Raw genomic sequence first — 18,686 nt, 5'->3', positions numbered from 1 at the left:
ATGACGGGCCATGCACGGTAATTGGCCATACGCACACGCTGACGGCATCCGGAGCGGCGTTCGTCAACGGCACCGCGGCGCATGGCGAGGATTTCGACGACACGTTCGAAGGCGGGCCGGTTCATGCCGGCGCCGTGATCGTGCCGGCCGTGCTGGCGGCCTGCGAACGCCACCATCCGGATGGCCGTTATGCGCTGACGGGAATTGCGGTCGGCACCGAAGTGCTGTGCCGGTTGAGCCTCGTGGTGCCGAAGGCGGTCCACAAGGCGGGCTTCCATCCGACCGCAATTTTCGGCGCGATGGGCGCCGCGGCCGGCGTCGGCGCGGCGCTCGGCCTCGAGGCCAAACAGATCGTCGATGCGCTCGGTATCGCCGGCAGCATGGCGGGCGGCATCATCGAATATCTGGCCGAGGGCGCCTGGACCAAGCGGCTGCATGCCGGCTGGGCGGCGCAGTCGGGCATCCGCGCCGCGCTGCTGGCGCAGCAAGGCTTTGTCGGTCCGCGCACGGTGTTCGAGGGCGTGCATGGCCTGTTCCACGGTTTTGCGCACACCACCGAAGGCGACTACGAGGCCTTGACCGGCGATTTCGGCTCCCGCTGGGTGACCGATACGCTGGCGTTCAAGCCCTATCCCTGCGGGACCATGGCGCAGCCTTATATCGATTGCGCGCGACGGCTGGCCGCGCGCGGTATCAAGGCTGACTATATCGCCGAGATCGTCTGCGAGGTCGCCGAAGGCACGGTACACCGGCTGTGGGAGCCGCTCGCGGACAAGCAGCGGCCGCGCAACGGCTATGCGGCGAAATTCGCTACCCCCTATCTGCTGGCGACCGGCTTTGTCCATGGCGGCGTCGGCCTCGGCGCCTTCACCGCAAAGGCGATCACCGACCGCGAGGTGCTGGCGCTCGCGGCCAAGGTGAAATTCGTGATCGATCCGCAAAATCCTTACCCCGCCAACTATACCGGTCATATCAGGGCGACCCTGAAGGACGGCAGCATGATCGAGGAGCGGCAGCCTCACATGCGCGGCGGCGTGCAGGAGCCGCTGACCCGGCAGGACGTATCGGACAAATTCGCGCTCAACGTCGCGCATGGCGGCTGGAGCAGGGCGCAGGGCGAAGCGACGCTAAAACGGCTGGCGACACTCTACGGCGGTCGCATCGATCTGAGCGCGTTGCGTAGCTAGTACGCCATGCTCAGTTCACGCTCTCTTGACTCATTGCAGCGCGGGCCGCCTCCCAAATACGATCTTTAGAATTAAAGCTAAACACAATTTTTAGGATTAAAGCCCAAGGTCGCCGGTGGTTTTGGATTCAACCGCGCGCGTCGGACCAAATGTGGCGACTGAAGGTTACCCGGACCCTAATTATAGCCGCGAGCCTGGTCGTATTCGTGACCGCAGGGCATTTCGCGGCCACCGCCGTCATTGAAGCCCAGCAATCCAAACAGCTTCGTGAGTTGACGGACGTTGCACTGCGCAGATCCGAAGTCGCCATCGACTACGGCGCGGTGACACTGGACGATATCATCAAGCGCGGACCGGTGAACTGTGAGCCCGGCGTGCTCCAGGCCATGCGCTTCCAAGTCTATCAGCGCTCGGCGATCAAGGACATTCGCCTCGTTGAGCGCGACGGCTCCGTGATTTGTTCCGCCTATTCGGAGACCCTGGAGTTCGACTCGGATTGGGCCGGCCGGCCGGCCATGCTGCCATCGCGCGACGGTCGTCTGCTGCTTTTTCAGGTCAATCAATTTGAAGGTGTCGCGCTCGGGGTTTTGCGCGACATCGACGAGCGGAATTCGCTGGTCGCCATTGTCGCCACCAACTCGGGCATATTCGATATCATGCCTGCCGAACTGCGCGATCATAGCGAAGTATTGCTCAGACTGAGCAGTGGATTGAATGCAGGAGGGTTTTCGCCGGCACGCGAAGGCAAGATTTCGGATTCGCTGGATTCCACGAAAATCTCCGCCCGTTATCCGATCCGCGCGACGATCCGCGTCGAGACGGGTGCCTTGCGGAAGTGGCATCGCGAGGGTTATGGGCCGGCGATGCTGCTCGCCCTGGCTCTCGGGCTGGCGTTCGGTTTTATCCTCGCCAAAGCCCTTGGCAATGCCAGTCCGCTTGGCGATCTCGACCGCGCGCTGGCCTTGAATCAGTTCAAACCCTATTTTCAGCCGATCTTCGATCTGCGCAGCGGCGCCATCACCGGTTGCGAGGTCCTTGCCCGATGGGTTCGCTCGGACGGCACCATCGTTCCGCCGATGAGCTTCATCCCGCTCGCCGAGTCGAGCGGCAAGATCGAGCAGATCACCTGGATGCTGCTAAAGACGGCACTTGGCGAAATGTATCCGCGCCTTCGCCAGGACAAGCATTTCAAGCTGTCCATCAACATCGTGCCGCGCCATCTGCTGAAGGCGGGCTTCGTTGAAGATCTGCGCCATATCGTGGTCGAGGCACGGGTATCGCCGCGTCAGATCGTCCTGGAGGTTACCGAACGGGATGAATTGCCCGATCTGCAAAAGGCTGCAGCCGTGGTGAAGGACCTGCGCGAACTGGGTTTCAGGGTTGCAATGGACGATGTCGGCGTCGGTCACAGCGGCCTCTCCCAGATGAAAGGCCTCGGCGCAAACACCATCAAGATCGACAAGTTCTTCGTCGATACCATCACCAAGGAAAGTTCTGCCGTCACGATCGTGGAAATGCTGGCTCGCCTGGCGCGTGAACTGAAAATGACGGTTGTTGCCGAGGGCATCGAGACCCCGGAGCAGATTGCATCACTTCTCGCTTGCGGAATCCATGAAGGTCAGGGCTATATTGTTTCGCCGCCGCTGCCATTTGCGAAATTCGACGAACTCCTGGTGAAGCGCCAATCCGGCGCTGTCGCAGGGAAGCCCACATTGGAGAACGCGCTGGTCGCGTAATTCGGGTCATTTCGTCGTGAAGCCGCTTTCGTGCTTTGCTTGCCCGGCCATGACAGGGGAAGGAAATGACGGACAGCGAACTCACCGGCAAGGTTGCCATCGTCACCGGCGCTGGGCGCAACATCGGCCGCGCCATCGCGCTGGCGCTGGCGCAAGCCGGCGCGTCGATCCTCATCAACGCGCGCAGCAACCGTGCCGAGGCCGAGGCCGTCGCGCGCGAGGTCGAGACCCTGGGCGTCAAGGCGCTGGTCCATATCGGCGACGTCGCCGATGCCGCGGCCGTGCAGGCCATGGCGGAGGCCGCGCTCGACCATTTCGGCCGCATCGACATCCTCGTCAACAATGCGGCGCTGCGGCGGGAAAAGCCGTTCGCGGAGATGGACTATGCCGAGTGGCGCGAAATCATGGACGTCACGCTTGACGGGACCTTCCATTGCATCAAGGTCTGCCTTCCCGCGTTGCGCAAATCCGGTGCCGGCACCATCGTCAACATCGGCGGCTTGAGCGCGCATACCGGCGCCAGGAACCGCGCCCATGTCGTGACCGCCAAAGCCGGGATCATCGGCTTCACCCGCGCGCTGGCCCATGATTTGGCCGATGACGGCATCACCGTGAATTGCGTGGTTCCCGGCCTGATCGGCACGCCGCGCCCGAAAGACAGGCCGGAGCCCGCGCATCATTCGACCCACCAGACCATCGCCGGCGGGCGGGGCCGGCCGGAAGACGTCGCCGCTGCCGTGCGGTTCCTGTGCAGCCCGGGCGCGCGCTACATCACCGGACAGGCCATCCACGCCAATGGCGGGGCCTATCTCGGCGCCTAGCGCATGGTGCGCTGCCGTTTTCGCAGCGGGATTGCCCGATAAATGCGCTCGGCGATCGGGGTTTTCATGTTAACCATGAGCCCATGAACCAGCAGGCCAAGATCGACATCCGGCATTCCACCTGTCCGCACGATTGTCCGTCGGCCTGCGCCCTCGATGTCGAGGTGATCGACGGTTCGACCATCGGCCGGGTGCGCGGCTCGAAAATCCAGAGCTATACCGCGGGCGTGGTCTGCGCCAAGGTCGCGCGCTATGCCGAGCGCATCCATCATCCGGACCGGCTGACCTATCCGCAGTTCCGCATCGGCCCCAAGGGGTCGGGCAAGTTCGGACGCATTTCGTGGGATGACGCGCTCGACGAGATCGCGGCGCGATTCGATCGGGCCGAGCGGGAGTTCGGCGCCGAGTCGGTATGGCCGTATTACTACGCCGGCACCATGGGGCTCGTGATGCGCGACGGCATCAACCGTCTCGCCCATGTCAAGAAATACTCGCGCTTCTATTCCACGATCTGCTCGACCATCGCCCGGGTCGGATTTGCCGCCGGCACCGGCAAGATCGCCGGCGTCGATCCGCGCGAGATGGGCGTCTCCGACCTGGTGGTGATCTGGGGCACCAATCCGGTGAATACCCAGGTCAATGTGATGACGCACGCGATGCGCGCCCGGAAAGAGCGCGGCGCCAGGATCGCGGCCATCGATGTCTACAACAACGACACCATGAAGCAGGCCGACATCAAGATCATCCTGCGTCCCGGCACCGACGGCGCCTTCGCCTGCGGCGTCATGCATGTGCTGTTCCGCGAAGGGTTTGCGGATCGGGCGTATATGGCGCGCTACACCGATTGTCCCGCCGAACTCGAAGCTCATCTGGCGACCCGCACGCCGGAATGGGCGTCTTCGATCTGCGGCGTGCCGGTCGACGAGATCGAGGCGTTTGCGCGGGCGGTCGGCCAGACCAAACGCTGCTTCTTCCGGCTCGGCTACGGCTTTACCCGCAGCCGCAATGGCGCGGCGCAAATGCATGCGGCGCTCTGCATTCCGGCGGTGACCGGCGCCTGGCAATACGAGGGCGGCGGCGCGTTCTTCAACAATTTCTCGATCTGGAAGTTCAACGAATCCCTCATCGAGGGCCATGACGAAATCGACCACACCACAAGGCAGCTCGATCAATCCAAGATCGGGCGCATCCTGACCGGGGACGCGGCGGCGCTTAAGGGCGGCCCGCCGGTCAAGGCGATGCTGATCCAGAACACCAATCCGATGACGGTGGCGCCGGAGCAGGCGCTGGTGCGCCAGGGGTTTGCCCGCGAGGACCTGTTCACGGTGGTGCACGAGCAGTTCATGACCGAGACGGCGCTCATGGCCGACCTCGTGTTGCCCGCGACCATGTTCCTGGAGCATGACGATCTCTATTACGGCGGCGGCCATCAGCATATTTCGGTCGGCGCCAAGCTGATCGAGCCGCCCGGTGAATGCCGCTCCAACCACGAAGTGCTGCGGGGCCTCGGCCGGCGTCTCAACGCCGTGCATCCCGGATTTGAAATGTCGCCGCGCGAGTTGATCGACGCCACCCTGAAGAAGAGCGGCCATGGCGGGATCGAGGCGCTGGAGGCCGACCTGTGGCGCGACATCCAGCCCGACTTCCGCGCCTCGCATTATCTCGACGGTTTTGCCCATGCCGACGGCAAATTTCACTTCAAGGCCGATTGGGCCCACGTGCCGCTCGGCAATGCCGGCATGATGGGCGCGTGGGACCAGATGCCGTCGCTGCCCGATCAGTGGAATTCCATCGAGGAAGCGGACGAAGCCCATCCGTTCCGGCTCGCCACCAGCCCGTCGCGCAGCTTCCTCAATTCCAGCTTCAACGAAACGCCGTCGTCGCAGGCGCGCGAAGGCGCGCCCAGCGTGATGATCCACCCGGAGGATGCCGCTTCGCTCGATATCGCCGACGGCGACGCCGTCACGCTCGGCAATGTGCGGGGCGAGACGACGCTCACCGCAAGATTGTTCGACGGCGTGCGCCGCGGCGTCCTGATCGCGGAATCGGTGCATCCGAACAAGGCCCATATCGGCGGCCGAGGCATCAACATGCTCACCGGCGCCGAGGCCGTGGCGCCGGTCGGAGGTGCCGCGTTCCACGACAACAAGGTGTGGCTGCGGAAAGCCACACCGTCGGCGTTCCCAAAACCTTAAATCGTCCTTGCAAGTTTTTCCTCGTCCTGCCGTTAATGCCCTAACAGGGGAATGGAACGGGCAGGGCAATGAACGACACCAACAGCGTGCTGTTTGAGAAGCGCGGGCAGGCGTTCTGGATCACCATCAACCGGCCGGACAAGCGCAATGCGCTCAATGGCGAGGTGATCGCCGGCATCGCCAGGGGCTATCGCGACGCGCATGACGACAACGACGTCCGCGTCATCGTCCTGACCGGGGCGGGCGACAAGGCGTTTTGTGCCGGCGCCGACCTGCAGAATTCGGGCGCGGCCTTCGCGATGGATTTTGCCAGGCCCAACGCCGATTACGCCGACCTGCTGCGGCTGTCGCAGAACGCCACCAAGCCGTCGATTGCCCGCGTCGGCGGCGTCTGCATGGCCGGCGGCATGGGACTATTGTGCATGACCGACATGGCGGTCGCGGCCGATCACGTGATCTTCGGCCTGCCCGAGGTGAAGGTCGGCGTATTCCCGATGCAGGTGATGGCGCTGTTGCAGGAGGTCGCGCCGCGCCGCCTGATCAACGAGTGGGCGCTGACGGGAGAGCCCTTCGATGCCAGGGCCGCGCAGGCCGCGGGCCTCCTGAACTACGTGGTGCCGGCGGCCGAACTCGACGCCAGGATCGAATGGCTGATCGGTCGCATCACCGACAAGTCGCCGACCGCCATCCGCCGCGGCAAATACGCCATGCGCGCGATCGCCGCGATGTCGTTCGACGAGGCCATCGCCTACACCGAAAGCCAGATCGGGCTATTGGCGATGACCGAAGACGCCAAGGAGGGACTGAAAGCGTTCGGCGAAAAGCGCAAGCCGATCTGGCCGGGGAAATAATCCGATGCGGATTGTCGGACGGCTAGAGCAGGATGAGATGAGGTCCGGTCCGAGGCTTCCGCGACCGGACAATAAAAAATATCGAAAACGACCCCATGCAAAGTAGCCGATCGCTGCCGGCGTGATGCCTGACGCATCTTGCGAAACCATTTGACACGTCGGGCAAATCAGCGGCACGACGCTATCATCGCAACGCGTGTGACCGGTGGACTCGCCGCTCGGCCGATTCAATCAAAACTCATCCCGCTTCAGGGGAATGGCTCCGACGTTCGCGAATAAATCCGCAGGAGGAACCAGGATGACAAATCTGATCGCGTCACGCGCATGCATGGCGATCGCAGCCGTATCGCTGTGTGGCGCGTTGCCGAACAGCGCCGCCGCTGCGGAGCATAGCCTCGGCGCCGATCCGGCGGCCGCGTGTGGCGCTTTCTCCGGCGCGGGCATGGGCGCAACCAAGATCGACGAGGCCGTGCTGACCGAACCAAAACCGCTGAGCATCGCCGACAACGGGCCGACGCCGGCCGCCCGCATCAACCCGGCCACGCCGTCATTCTGCCGCGTGCTCGGCCACATCGATCCCGCCGATCCGAACGCGCCGCCGATCCGCTTCGAGCTCAATCTGCCGCTGCAATGGAATGGTCGATCGGTGCAATATGGCGGCGGCGGATTCAACGGCGTGCTGATCACCGGTGTCGGCCTGGCGGCTGCGGCGCCGTTCGATAGCGCCTCGCCGCTGGCGAGGGGATTTGCGACCTACGGCACCGACTCGGGTCATCAGAACAAGCCGGGAGAACCGCCGCAATCATTTGCCGCCAACGACGAGGCCTTCGTCAATTTCGCGCATGCGTCCTACAAGAAGGTACGCGATGAAGCCGTCCTGCTGATCGAACGCGCCTATGGCGCGAAGCCTGAGAAGATGTATTTCCTGGGCAGCTCCGAAGGCGGCCGCGAGGGCCTGACGATGGCACAGCGCTATCCCGACGATTTCGACGGCATCTTTTCCCGCGCGCCCGTGATCAACTGGGTCGGCCTGCAGCATGCCGGCACCCGCGCCGGGCTTTCGACCATGGGCGAGGGCTGGATTCGTCCGGCCCAGGTCAAGCTCGTGCATGATGCGGTGCTCGCGGCCTGCGACGCGCAGGACGGCGTTGCAGACGCGCTGGTGGAGGACGCGGTCGGCTGCAAGTCGCGCTTCGATCCGGCAAAACTGCTCTGCGCCAATGGCGCTACCGGCGACCAGTGCCTCAACGAGGCGCAGGTCGCGGCGATCCGCACGCTGCATTCGCCCTACGAATTCCCGTTCGCGCTCGCCAATGGCGTCAGCGAATATCCGGGCTGGGGCGTTTCCGGCGAGGCGACCAAGGCCTATGGCCCGACCGGCGGCTGGAGCGCGTGGTGGCTCGGCGCGGCACCTCCGGCGCTGCCGCCGCAACCCAATAACGGCATCGCCTGGGTCTACGGCGCGGGTGGCATCCAGCACATCTTCGCGCGCGATCCGAATTTCGACGTCCGCAACTACCGGCCGGAGGATTTTGCCGGGCGGGTGCGCGAGGTGTCGGCGCTGATGGATTCGACCAATCCCGATCTCGGCGCGTTCAGGGCCCATGGCGGCAAGCTGATCATGCTGGAGCACATGTCGGACTACGCGCAGAGCCCTTATGCGGGGATCGGATATTTCGGCGAGGTGCAGAAGCGGCTCGGCGAAGCCGCGGTCGCCGATTTCATGCGGCTCTACACCGCGCCCGGCGTCGACCATGTCGGCAGCGGCGCCCCCGCCAATGTCGACATGCTGTCCGTCCTCGTCGACTGGGTCGAGAACGGCCGCGCGCCTGGAAATCTGGCCGTCGTCGAACAGCAGCCGAGCCTGCCGATTGTGGTCGACCGGTCGCTGCCGCTGTGCCAGTGGCCGGCCTGGCCGCATTACCGGGAAGGTGATCCGAAAAGCGCGGCCAGTTTCGTCTGCGGGCGTTGATGACGGCAGGATCGGTGGAGGCTGACGATTACCCCGGATTGGCCTTCAATCCCGCGGCCTCGATGCCGGCGATCGCGCAGATCTCGTCATTGTCCGAGGTGTCGCCGGACACGCCGACGGCGCCGAGCAGCGCGCCGCCGTCCTGGATCAGCACGCCGCCGGGCACCGGCACCAGCCGTCCCTGCGCCAGCGTGTTCACCGCATCGATGAAGTAACCCTGCTCCTGGGCGCGCTGGAACAGCGCCCGCGAGCCCATGCCCATGGCAAGCGCGCCATAGGCCTTGGCGTGGGCGATCTCGCTGCGCAGCAGGCTGGTGCCGTCCTGTGCCGCGGTGATTTTGACGCAGCCGCGCACATCGAGCACGGTGATGACCAGCGGCTTGAGTTTTTTCTCGACGCCTTTTGCCAAGGCGACATCGAGAATCTTGCGGGCGATGTCGAGGGTCAGTTCAGCCATGGATCGGTTCCTTTGCGAATGCGGAGGGAGCGGGTCGGGATGGAGCGCGCGCGAGACTCATCGCCAGCACGCGCGCGACGTGGAGGGCGGTGCGGTCGGCGCCGTCGGCGATCTGGTGCCGGCATGAGGTGCCGTCGGCCACGATCAGGGTTGCGGCATCGGCGCCGCGCACCGCCGGCAACAGCGACAGTTCGGCCATGTCGATCGAGGCCCGATAGGTGTCGGCGCCATAGCCGAAGGCGCCCGCCATGCCGCAGCAGCTGGACTCGATGGTCTCGACCGCAAGCTCAGGAATGAGCCGCAGTACCTGCTCGACCGGTTTGAACGCGCCGAAAGATTTTTGATGGCAATGGCCGTGCACCAGCGCCTTGCCGGCGACGGGGCCGAGCGGCAGAGCCAAGCGCCCGGCCTCGGCCTCGCGCACCAGAAGTTCCTCGAACAACAGCGCCTGCGCGCTGACGCTTTTCGCGGCCTCGTCGGAACGCAACGACAATAGCTCGTCGCGCAGCGTCAGCAGGCAGCTTGGCTCGAGGCCGATGATCGGCACGCCGCGCGCGGCGAATGACGCGTAGGTCGCAACCAGGCGGTCGAGTTCGACGCGCGCGTGTTCCACCAGGCCCGCCGACAGAAAGGTGCGCCCGCAGCACAGCGGCCGGCCGCGATCCGCCGGCTTTGGCAGATGGACGCGATAGCCGGCGGCGACCAGGACGCGCAGCGCGGCGTCGAGATTTTCGCGCTCATAGGCGCGATTGAAGGTATCGGCGAACAGCACGACCTCGCGGCCATCGGCCGGACCGATTGCCTCAGCCTCCGGCCGGAACACGTCGCGCCGCCATTTCGGCAAGGCGCGCTCTGCGCTGATGCCGGCGAATCGTTCGAACATCCGTCGCAACAGGGGACTGTTGTTGCGCCAGTTGGCAAGCGGGGCGAGCTGCGCGGCCAGTCCCGCATAGCGCGGCAGATAGCCCACCAGCCGATCGCGCAGCGACAGCCCATGTGTCTCCACCCGCGCCGCCAAGACCTCGATCTTCATCTTGGCCATGTCGACGCCGGTCGGGCATTCATGGCGGCAGGCCTTGCAGGAGACGCAGAGTTTCAGCGTCTCCATCATCTCGTCGGACGAGAGCGCGTCGGGCCCGAGCTGGCCGGAGATCGCGAGCCGCAGCGTGTTGGCGCGCCCGCGCGTGACGTCCTTTTCGTTGCGGGTGGTGCGATAGGACGGGCACATCACGCCGCCCTCGAGCTTGCGGCAGGCGCCGTTGTTGTTGCACATCTCGACGGCGCCCTGGAAGCCGCCGCCGGCGCCGGGATAGGCCGACCAGTCGAGCGCGGTCTTCAATTCATCGGCGCGATAATCCGGCGGGTAGCGGAACAGCGAACGGTCGTCCATCTTCGGCGCGTCGACGATCTTGCCGGGATTGAGCAAATTGAGCGGATCGAAGCGATGCTTGACCTCGCGGAAGTCGGCGACGATCCGCTCGCCGAAGACGGTTTCGTGGAATTCCGAGCGCACCAGGCCGTCGCCGTGCTCGCCGGAATGCGAGCCCTTGTATTCCCGCACCATCGCGAAAGTTTCTTCGGCGATGGCGCGCATCGCCTTGACGTCCTTTTCGAGCTTCAGGTTGAGTACAGGGCGCACATGCAGGCAGCCTTCGGAGGCGTGCGCATACATGGTGCCGCTGGTGCCGTGTTTGGCGAAGATGGCGTTGAGCCGCTCGGTATAGTCGGCCAGGTGCGGCAGCGGCACGGCGCAATCCTCGACAAAGGAAACCGGCTTGCCGGCCTGCTTCATCGACATCATGACATTGAGGCCGGCGGCGCGAAACTCCGCGATCGCAGTCTGCAAGGTGGGCTCGGTGATCTCGACCACGCCGCCCCATTTGCGCTGCGGATTGTTCCAGCCGAAGCCGAGATCGGCCATCAGCTCGCCGAGCTGTTCCAGGCGCCGGAGATTCTCGGCCTGGTCTTGCTCGGCGAATTCGACGATCAGGACCGCATCGGGATCGCCGCGCACCGCGGTCGCGATGATCGGCTTGAACATCTCGATGTCGCGGCCGAGCGACAGCATGGTGCGGTCGACCAGTTCGACCGCGATCGGGCGCAGTTTGACCAGATGCTGGGCGGCATCCATCGCCTCGTAAAAGCTGCCGAAATGGCAGACGCCCAGCACCTTGTTGCGGATGATCGGCCACAGTTTTAGTTCGACCTGGGTGGTGAAGGCCAGCGTTCCTTCCGAGCCGACCAGAAGATGCGCCATGTTGTTGGCGGCATTGCGCGGCACCAGCGCATCGAGATTGTAGCCGCCGACGCGACGCTGCACCTTTGGGAATTTTTCGGCGATTTCGGTTGCCTCGCGCTCGCCAAGATCGAGCATGTCGCGAAACAGCGAGAGGCCACTGTCGCTTGAATTCACCTGCGCGAGATCGCGGGACACCTCGCCGAAATGCAAGCGCGTGCCGTCGGCGAGCGCTGCTTCGATCGAGATCGTGTTGTCGCGCATGGTGCCGTAGCGCAGCGAGCGCCCGCCGCAGGAGTTGTTGCCGGCCATACCGCCGATCGTCGCCCGCGATGCCGTGGACACATCGACGGGAAACCACAGCCCATGCTTTTTCAGCTGGCGGTTGAGGTCGTCGAGCACGATTCCCGGTTCGACCACGCAGGAGCGGTTGTCGACGTCGAGCGAGACGATGCGGTTCAAATATTTCGAGAAGTCGATGACGATGCCGTCATTGACGGTCTGGCCGCATTGCGAGGTGCCGCCGCCACGCGGCGTGACGATGCGGCCGTCGTCACGGCAGATCGAGAGCGCCCGCAATGCCTCGTCGATGCTCCGCGGCACCACCACGCCGGCCGGCATGATCTGGTAGAACGAGGCGTCGGTGGCGTAGCGGCCGCGGCTGAAGCGGTCGAACAGGACCTCGCCCGTGGTCTCGCGCGACAGCCGGTCTTCGAGCGTCATTGAGGTCTTCTTGGACATCCCATCCCCACCGCTACAACACTTGCTCGCTCGAAATCGGGTTGGACAGGGCTTCGATTTGTCTTGATCTTGTTTTGAATTCAAAATCGCAGGTCAGGCTGGCTCGGCCGCCCGCAAATGCTCGACGGCGGCGGCCCGCTTGTTGCGAAGGTGCACGAACAGGATGTCGCTGAGTTCGGAGCCGGCACGCCGGCGCAACGCGTCCAGGATGCTCTCGTGCTCGCGCATTGCTTCGCCCCAGCGTTCCCGCTTGCGGGCAAAATTGGCGGAGTAGCGAACCCGGCGAATCCGGCCGGCGAGATTGGCGTAAGTGCTCTTCAGCACCGCGTTGCGCGAGGCCTCGACGATCTTCTGGTGGATCGACTGGTTGACACGAAAATAGCCGTGCATGTCGCGGTGCAAATAGAAGCCGTACATCTCGTAATGCAGCCGCTCGATCTCGGCTATTTCGGGGTCGGTGATGTTTTCGCAGGCGAGGCGCCCGGCGAGCCCTTCCAGGCCGCCCATGACGTCGAACAGCTCGGCGAGATCGCGCTCGCTCAAGGGCCGTACCCGCGCGCCGCGGTTCGGCAACAGCTCGACCAGGCCTTCGGCCGCCAGCACCTTTAGCGCCTCGCGCAACGGGGTGCGCGAGATGCCCAGCATCTCGCAAAGCTGCCGCTCCGGAATGCGGCCGCCATCGGGAAGTTTGCCTTCGACGATGTGGTCGCGCAGCCGCGTCAGGGTCTCGTCATGCAGCGACTGGTCCTCGCGGTCGGCGGCGATGCCGGCCGCAAGCGCCGTCGAGGTGGCATCACTGGGAATCATGGGCTTCATGGCGACGGAGCATAGGCGGTGGGGGCGGCGCCGTCGATCAAAAAATGTAAACAATTATTGGGTTGATGCAGGCAAAATTGAATGCAATATGTACCTAAACCAGAAGAGGAGAGCCCCATGACAACGCATCAGGGCCGCCATTTCCTGCAAATTCCCGGCCCAAGCCCGGTGCCGGATCGCGTACTCCGCGCCATGGATATGCCGGTAATCGACCACCGCAGCCAGCAATTTGCCGAACTCGGCAAGGCGGTGCTCGATGGCTGCCGGACGATATTCAAGACTTCCGGCCCCGTGATCATTTTTCCCTCGTCGGGCACCGGCGCCTGGGAGGCGGCGATCGTCAATACGCTGTCGCCGGGCGACAAGGTGCTGATGGTCGAGACCGGCCATTTCGCCACGCTGTGGCGGCAGATGGCGGCGCGCTGGGGCATCGAGGTCGATTTCATTCCCGGCGACTGGCGCCACGGCGTCGATCCCGGCGCGATCGAAGCGAGGCTTGCGCAGGACACCGCGCGCGCCATCAAGGCGGTCATGGTGGTGCACAACGAGACGTCTACCGGGGTCACCAGCCGGGTCAGCGATATCCGCGCCGCGATCGACCGCTCCGGTCACCCGGCGCTGCTGCTGGTGGATACGATCTCGTCGCTGGGTTCGGTCGATTACCGGCACGACGAATGGAAGGTCGACGTCACCGTCGCGGGTTCGCAAAAGGGATTCATGCTGCCGCCGGGGCTCGGCTTCAACGCCATCTCCGAGAAGGCGCGAGCGGTTGCGAAGACCAACAAGATGCCGCGGTCCTATTGGGACTGGGAAGAGATGCTCAAGCCCAACGTATCCGGCTTCTTTCCCTACACGCCCGCGACTAACCTGCTCTATGGCTTGCGTGAAGCCATCGCGATGCTGCTCGAGGAAGGGCTCGACAACGTGTTCGCCCGCCACAAGCGGCTGGCGGCCGCCACCCGCGCCGCGGTCACGCATTGGGGACTCGAAGTGCTGTGTCTCGATCCGTCGGAATATTCGCCTGTCTTGACCGCCGTGCTGATGCCGCCGGGACACGACGCCGACAAGTTCCGCAAGGTCGTGCTGGACAATTACAACATGTCGCTCGGCTCAGGCTTGAGCAAGGTCGCCGGCAAGGTGTTTCGCATCGGACATCTCGGCGAGTGCAACGAGCTCACGCTGATGGGGGCCTTGTCCGGCGTGGAGATGGGCCTTGCCGCAGCCGGCGTGCCGCACCGTGCCGGCGGCGTCGACGCCGCGATGGCATCGCTGGAAGAGCGCCCGACGACGAATTCCCCCGGCCATCTGAAGGTGGTCAAGACCTGACTGCCGACGGCAGCGCGCGCAGGCCGGTTGTTGCCGTCGCAAAAACCAAAAGCAAAAACAGCGATCTGGGAGTGAGACAATGCGGCTTCGATTCAAGGCCACCCACGTCGTGCTGGCGATGTTGTGCATCATGTACTTCATCACCTATGTCGACCGGGTCAACATCGGCACGGCAGCCAGCGAAATCCAGAAGGAACTCCACCTCAGCAACACCGAGCTTGGGTTGGTGTTCTCGGCCTTTGCCTATCCCTATCTGCTGTTCCAGGTGATCGGCGGATGGGTCGGCGACCGTTTCGGGCCGCGCAAAACCTTGTTCTGGTGCGGCCTGATCTGGGCCGCCTCGACGATCGTCACCGGCTTCGTGACCAGCCTGCTGACGCTGTTCATGGCCCGCGTCGCGCTCGGTTTTGGCGAAGGCGCAACCTTCCCGACGGCAACGCGCGCCATGCAGTACTGGACGCCCGCCAACAAGCGGGGTTTTGCCCAAGGCCTGACCCACGCCTTCGCGCGGCTCGGAAATGCCGCCACACCACCGCTGATCGCGGTGTTGATGGCCTGGCTGACCTGGCGGGGCTCTTTCGTCGTGCTGGGCCTCGTCAGCCTGGTATGGGGCGTGGTTTGGGCGCTCTATTTCCGCAACGAGCCCAAGGATCATCCTTCGATCACCGAGGCGGAGCTGGCGTCGCTGCCGCCGCGTTCGCCGGATCAGCGGTCCGAGGTGCCGTGGGGACCGCTGGCGCGCCGGATGTGGCCGGTCACGCTCACCTATTTCTGTTACGGCTGGACCTTGTGGCTGTACCTCAACTGGCTGCCGCTGTTCTTCAAGAACAGCTACAGCCTCGACATCAAGAATTCGGCGCTGTTTGCCTCGGGCGTGTTCTTTGCCGGCGTACTCGGCGACAGCTGTGGTGGAATCCTGTCGGATCGCATTCTCAAGCGAACCGGCAATGTCCGATTCGCGCGGCTGAGCGTCACGATCGCCGGCTTTGCCGGGGCCTTGCTGTCGCTGCTTCCGATCCTGTTCATCCACGATATCACGGTGGTCGCGCTGTGCCTGTCCAGCGGTTTTTTCTTCGCCGAAATCATCATCGGGCCGATCTGGTCGGTGCCGATGGACATCGCCCCGAAATATTCAGGCACGGCCGCCGGCCTGATGAATACCGGTTCGGCGCTGGCGGCGATCGTTTCGCCGCTGGTCGCGGGCTATGTGATCGACGTCACCGGAAACTGGTATCTGCCGTTCCTGATGTCGATGGGATTTCTTCTGCTCGGAGGCTTTTCGGCGTTTCTGATGCACCCCGAGACGCCGTTCGAGGAGGACAACATCCTCCCGTCGGCGGCGCGACAGGTCACCACGGGATAAAGGGCGGCAATAGCCTGCCTTCTCGGGGATTGACGGCGCCGGCCGGGCGGGGGACAAGCCCGGCAAATAGTGATATTCGACGCCACCAATACCGAGAATCTCCCGGGAAGGACGCCAGATGACCCTGCACACTGGAAGGCATTTTCTACAGATTCCGGGACCGACCAACATCCCCGACCGGGTGCTGCGGGCGATGGACATGCCGGCGATGGATCATCGCAGCGTCGAATTCGCCGAACTCGGATTTGCCGTGATGGCGGCGATGCAGCGCATCTTCCGCACCAAACAGCCGGTGATGGTCTTTCCGTCGTCGGGGACCGGTGCGTGGGAAGCCGCGATCGTCAATACGCTGTCGCCCGGCGACAAGGTGTTGATGGCCGAGACCGGCCAGTTCGCGGTGCTGTGGCACGGCATCGCCGACAAGTTCAAGCTCGACGTCGATTTCGTGCCCGGCGACTGGCGTCGCGGCGCCGACCTGGAAGCGATCGAGGCGAAGCTTGCCGCCGATCGCCAGCACAGGATCAAGGCCGTGTGCGTGGTGCACAACGAGACCTCGACCGGCTGCGTGACGGCGCCGCTCGAAGTCCGCAAAATCCTGGATCGGGCGAAGCATCCGGCGCTGTTGATGGTCGACACCATTTCCGGCCTCGGATCAATGGAATATGAGCACGACGCCTGGGGCATCGACGTGGCGATCGCCGGCTCGCAAAAGGGGCTAATGCTGCCGCCGGGACTAGGCTTCAACGCGGTGTCCGAAAAGGCGCTGGCCGTGGCCAAGGCCAACCCCTCGCTGCGCTCCTATTGGGACTGGCAGGAAGTCGTTGCCTTCAACAAGGTCGGCACCTGGCCTTACACGCCGGCGATCAATCTTCTGTTTGGCCTTCGCGAGGCGATTGCGATGCTCGAGGAAGAAGGCCTCGACAATGTGTTCGCGCGGCACAGGCGCCATGGTGCGGCGACGCGTGCGGCGGTCAAGGTCTGGGAACTGGAAACCCAGTGCCAGGATCCGCAGGCGCATTCGCCGGCGCTGACCGGGGTGCGACTGCCGGACGGCCATGACGCCGACAATTTCCGTAAAGTCGTGCTCGATCACTTCGACATGTCGCTCGGAACCGGCCTCAACAAGATCAAGGGCAAGGTGTTCCGGATCGGTCACATCGGGCATTTCAACGACCTGATGCTGATGGGAACGCTGTCGGGCATCGAGATGGGGCTTGATCTCGCCAAGGTGCCGCATCGCTCCGGCGGCGTGCTCGCCGCCATGGAAGTCCTGAAAGGCCGCGACGTGGTGCCGATGCCGAAATCCAAGGCCGCGGTCGCCTGAACCGATCCCCATTCGCAAGAACAGAAAGAACGCGCCATGAACGCCCCGGTACAAGCCACTGACGACCTGCTCTATACCGTCGAGGACGGCATCGCGCGGCTGACGTTCAACCGGCCGCAGGCGCGCAACGCGCTGACCTTTGCGATGTATGAGCAGATGGCGGCCATCTGCGAGGCCGTCAACGCCGACCGTTCGATCAAGGCGATGATCCTGACCGGCACCGGCGACAAGGCGTTCGCCTCCGGCACCGACATCTCGCAATTCCGCGCCTTCAAGACCGCGCAGGATTCGCTCGATTACGAGTCGCGGATCGATCGCGTGCTGGGCACGCTGGAAGCGGTCCGGGTGCCCACGATCGCGGCGATTGCCGGCGCCTGCACCGGCGGCGGCGCCGGGATCGCCGCCTGCTGCGACATCAGGATCGGTACGCAAGCAGCGCGGATCGGCTTTCCGATCGCGCGCACGCTCGGCAACTGCCTGTCGATGTCCAATATCTCCAGGCTGGTTTCGCTGATCGGGCCGGCGCGCACCAAGGACCTGATCTTCAAGGCGCGGCTGGTCGAAGCCCCCGAGGCGCTCGCGCTCGGGCTGCTCAACGAAGTGGTGCCCGACGTCGAAACGCTGCAGCGCCGCGCCGATGAAACCGCAAAGCTGGTCGCCAGCCATGCGCCGATCACGCTCGAGGTCACGAAAGAGGCGGTGCGCCGCATCCGGCGCACCTTGTCGCGCGACGAGGGCGAAGACCTGATCCTGCGCGCCTATATGAGCGAGGATTTTCGGGAGGGCATGGACGCCTTCCTCAACAAGCGCACGCCGAACTGGAAGGGCAAATAGAAACGGAAAGATCGCTCAGCCAGCGCCGCTCCGCCCCGGCGCGGTCTTTCCGGGAACGATCGTGAGCCGTCTGGTTTCGCTGCAGCAACTTTTTTGTTCCATTGATGGAACAACAGTTTTGATTCGCGCCCTCTGATCGCCGATGCTAATCTACAAATACCGGGGCGGACGGGGCCTTTTTAAAAGCAAGCAATTTTGAGCCCGGTGGCCGCTGGATATTGCCCGGCGGCCTTTTCAACCCGGTTCGGTTGATGGGAGTTGCGTATGTCCTGGGATCGTCCGTTCGATCAACCTGTTCCGCTGCCGAGTGGGGCGCCCGCGCGGACACTGCGAGACGCCGCCAACTACATCAGGAAACTGCCGAATTCCGAGCACGATCGTCCGGAGTGGCGGCTTGCTGTTCAGATGTTGATCGATGCCTCCGAAGACCGCGGTCCGATGTTGTTCGCGCGTATCGGCATCGATCGGGCGATCGAGCGCCATGCCTCGCCGGTGTCCGACCGCGCGCGGAAAAACTCGCCGGCATGAACCGAATTACGATGACGGTGCATTAACAGTACACTCAAATGACATGGCATGCCGGCATGACCCCCGGCAAATTTTGCCCTGACTGTTTTCCAAACAAGAAGATTGTGCCCGGGAATGGAAGACGTTCGCGCGTGTCGGAAGTCGAAAGTCTTTGAAAATCAGTCTCGCTGCCGGCGCCTTGTTCTGGCACGCGATTTGCTGGCTTTTTAATTGATATTTAAAGACAGAGAACGCGACATGACAAGCGTAGGCTACGTTGTCCCGCCAAACTACACCGCCGGCTCCGACAAGAGCCAGGG

The 18,686-nt window shown here is 64.0% G+C and carries 14 protein-coding genes; 11 read left to right on the top strand and 3 right to left on the bottom strand.

The genetic code is table 11. The annotated features are described in order from the left end of the window. The 6 genes from VK804_RS12580 to VK804_RS12555 form a co-directional block, all read left to right on the top strand. Window positions 1–1,187 (top strand): MmgE/PrpD family protein (locus VK804_RS12580; protein WP_325371142.1); only part of this gene is annotated, 1,187 nt, incomplete at its 5' end. Window positions 1,188–1,336: 149 nt separating this feature from the next. Beyond that, window positions 1,337–2,923, top strand: a complete 1,587-nt coding sequence (locus VK804_RS12575; RefSeq protein ID WP_325371141.1) for an EAL domain-containing protein — start codon at window positions 1,337–1,339, stop codon at window positions 2,921–2,923. A 65-nt stretch (window positions 2,924–2,988) separates the two neighbouring features. Further along, window positions 2,989–3,744 (top strand): 3-oxoacyl-ACP reductase FabG, encoded by a 756-nt coding sequence (gene fabG, locus VK804_RS12570; protein ID WP_325371140.1) that lies wholly within the window; start codon window positions 2,989–2,991, stop codon window positions 3,742–3,744. 83 nt (window positions 3,745–3,827) lie between these two features. Beyond that, a complete protein-coding gene (locus tag VK804_RS12565; RefSeq protein ID WP_325371139.1) occupies window positions 3,828–5,939 on the top strand; it encodes a molybdopterin oxidoreductase family protein in 2,112 nt (703 codons plus the stop codon). Between the two features lie 68 nt (window positions 5,940–6,007). Continuing rightward, window positions 6,008–6,790, top strand: coding sequence for an enoyl-CoA hydratase/isomerase family protein (locus tag VK804_RS12560; RefSeq protein WP_325371138.1), 783 nt, complete (start codon window positions 6,008–6,010; stop codon window positions 6,788–6,790). Window positions 6,791–7,088: 298 nt separating this feature from the next. Further along, the gene (locus VK804_RS12555; RefSeq protein ID WP_414642767.1) at window positions 7,089–8,762 is read left to right on the top strand and encodes a tannase/feruloyl esterase family alpha/beta hydrolase; all 1,674 of its coding nucleotides are present in this window, start codon (window positions 7,089–7,091) and stop codon (window positions 8,760–8,762) included. A gap of 28 nt (window positions 8,763–8,790) precedes the next feature. On the opposite strand, the gene VK804_RS12550 is transcribed toward VK804_RS12555, so the two are convergent. The 3 genes from VK804_RS12550 to VK804_RS12540 all read right to left on the bottom strand — a co-directional run bounded on the left by VK804_RS12550 (window position 8,791) and on the right by VK804_RS12540 (window position 13,003). Next, on the bottom strand, window positions 8,791–9,219 hold the full coding sequence (locus VK804_RS12550; protein ID WP_325371137.1) for a GlcG/HbpS family heme-binding protein: 429 nt from the start codon (window positions 9,217–9,219) through the stop codon (window positions 8,791–8,793). After that, entirely contained in the window at window positions 9,212–12,196 is a 2,985-nt protein-coding gene (locus VK804_RS12545) for an FAD-binding and (Fe-S)-binding domain-containing protein (RefSeq protein WP_325371136.1), read from the bottom strand. Before VK804_RS12545 ends, VK804_RS12550 begins: the two co-directional genes overlap by 8 nt. A 93-nt stretch (window positions 12,197–12,289) precedes the next feature. Beyond that, window positions 12,290–13,003, bottom strand: coding sequence for a GntR family transcriptional regulator (locus VK804_RS12540; RefSeq protein WP_325371135.1), 714 nt, complete (start codon window positions 13,001–13,003; stop codon window positions 12,290–12,292). Between the two features lie 126 nt (window positions 13,004–13,129). Here VK804_RS12540 and VK804_RS12535 point away from each other — a divergent pair, with 126 nt between their 5' ends. The 5 genes from VK804_RS12535 to VK804_RS12515 all read left to right on the top strand — a co-directional run bounded on the left by VK804_RS12535 (window position 13,130) and on the right by VK804_RS12515 (window position 18,387). After that, on the top strand, window positions 13,130–14,338 hold the full coding sequence (locus VK804_RS12535; protein WP_325371134.1) for an alanine--glyoxylate aminotransferase family protein: 1,209 nt from the start codon (window positions 13,130–13,132) through the stop codon (window positions 14,336–14,338). A gap of 79 nt (window positions 14,339–14,417) precedes the next feature. Beyond that, the gene (locus VK804_RS12530; RefSeq protein ID WP_325371133.1) at window positions 14,418–15,701 is read left to right on the top strand and encodes an MFS transporter; all 1,284 of its coding nucleotides are present in this window, start codon (window positions 14,418–14,420) and stop codon (window positions 15,699–15,701) included. 118 nt (window positions 15,702–15,819) lie between these two features. After that, a complete protein-coding gene (locus VK804_RS12525; RefSeq protein ID WP_325371132.1) occupies window positions 15,820–17,025 on the top strand; it encodes a pyridoxal-phosphate-dependent aminotransferase family protein in 1,206 nt (401 codons plus the stop codon). 36 nt (window positions 17,026–17,061) lie between these two features. Next, window positions 17,062–17,859: an enoyl-CoA hydratase/isomerase family protein gene (locus VK804_RS12520; RefSeq protein WP_325371131.1), complete on the top strand. Its 798-nt coding sequence runs from the start codon at window positions 17,062–17,064 to the stop codon at window positions 17,857–17,859. A 264-nt stretch (window positions 17,860–18,123) separates the two neighbouring features. Beyond that, window positions 18,124–18,387, top strand: a complete 264-nt coding sequence (locus tag VK804_RS12515; RefSeq protein WP_325371130.1) for a hypothetical protein — start codon at window positions 18,124–18,126, stop codon at window positions 18,385–18,387. Window positions 18,388–18,686 lie beyond the last annotated feature (299 nt).

Origin of the sequence: Bradyrhizobium sp. (assembly GCF_035484855.1) — a bacterium.
Classification (GTDB): domain Bacteria; phylum Pseudomonadota; class Alphaproteobacteria; order Rhizobiales; family Xanthobacteraceae; genus Bradyrhizobium.
Note: the sequence above shows the minus strand (reverse complement) of the source record. Positions and strands in the feature narration are given on the sequence as shown.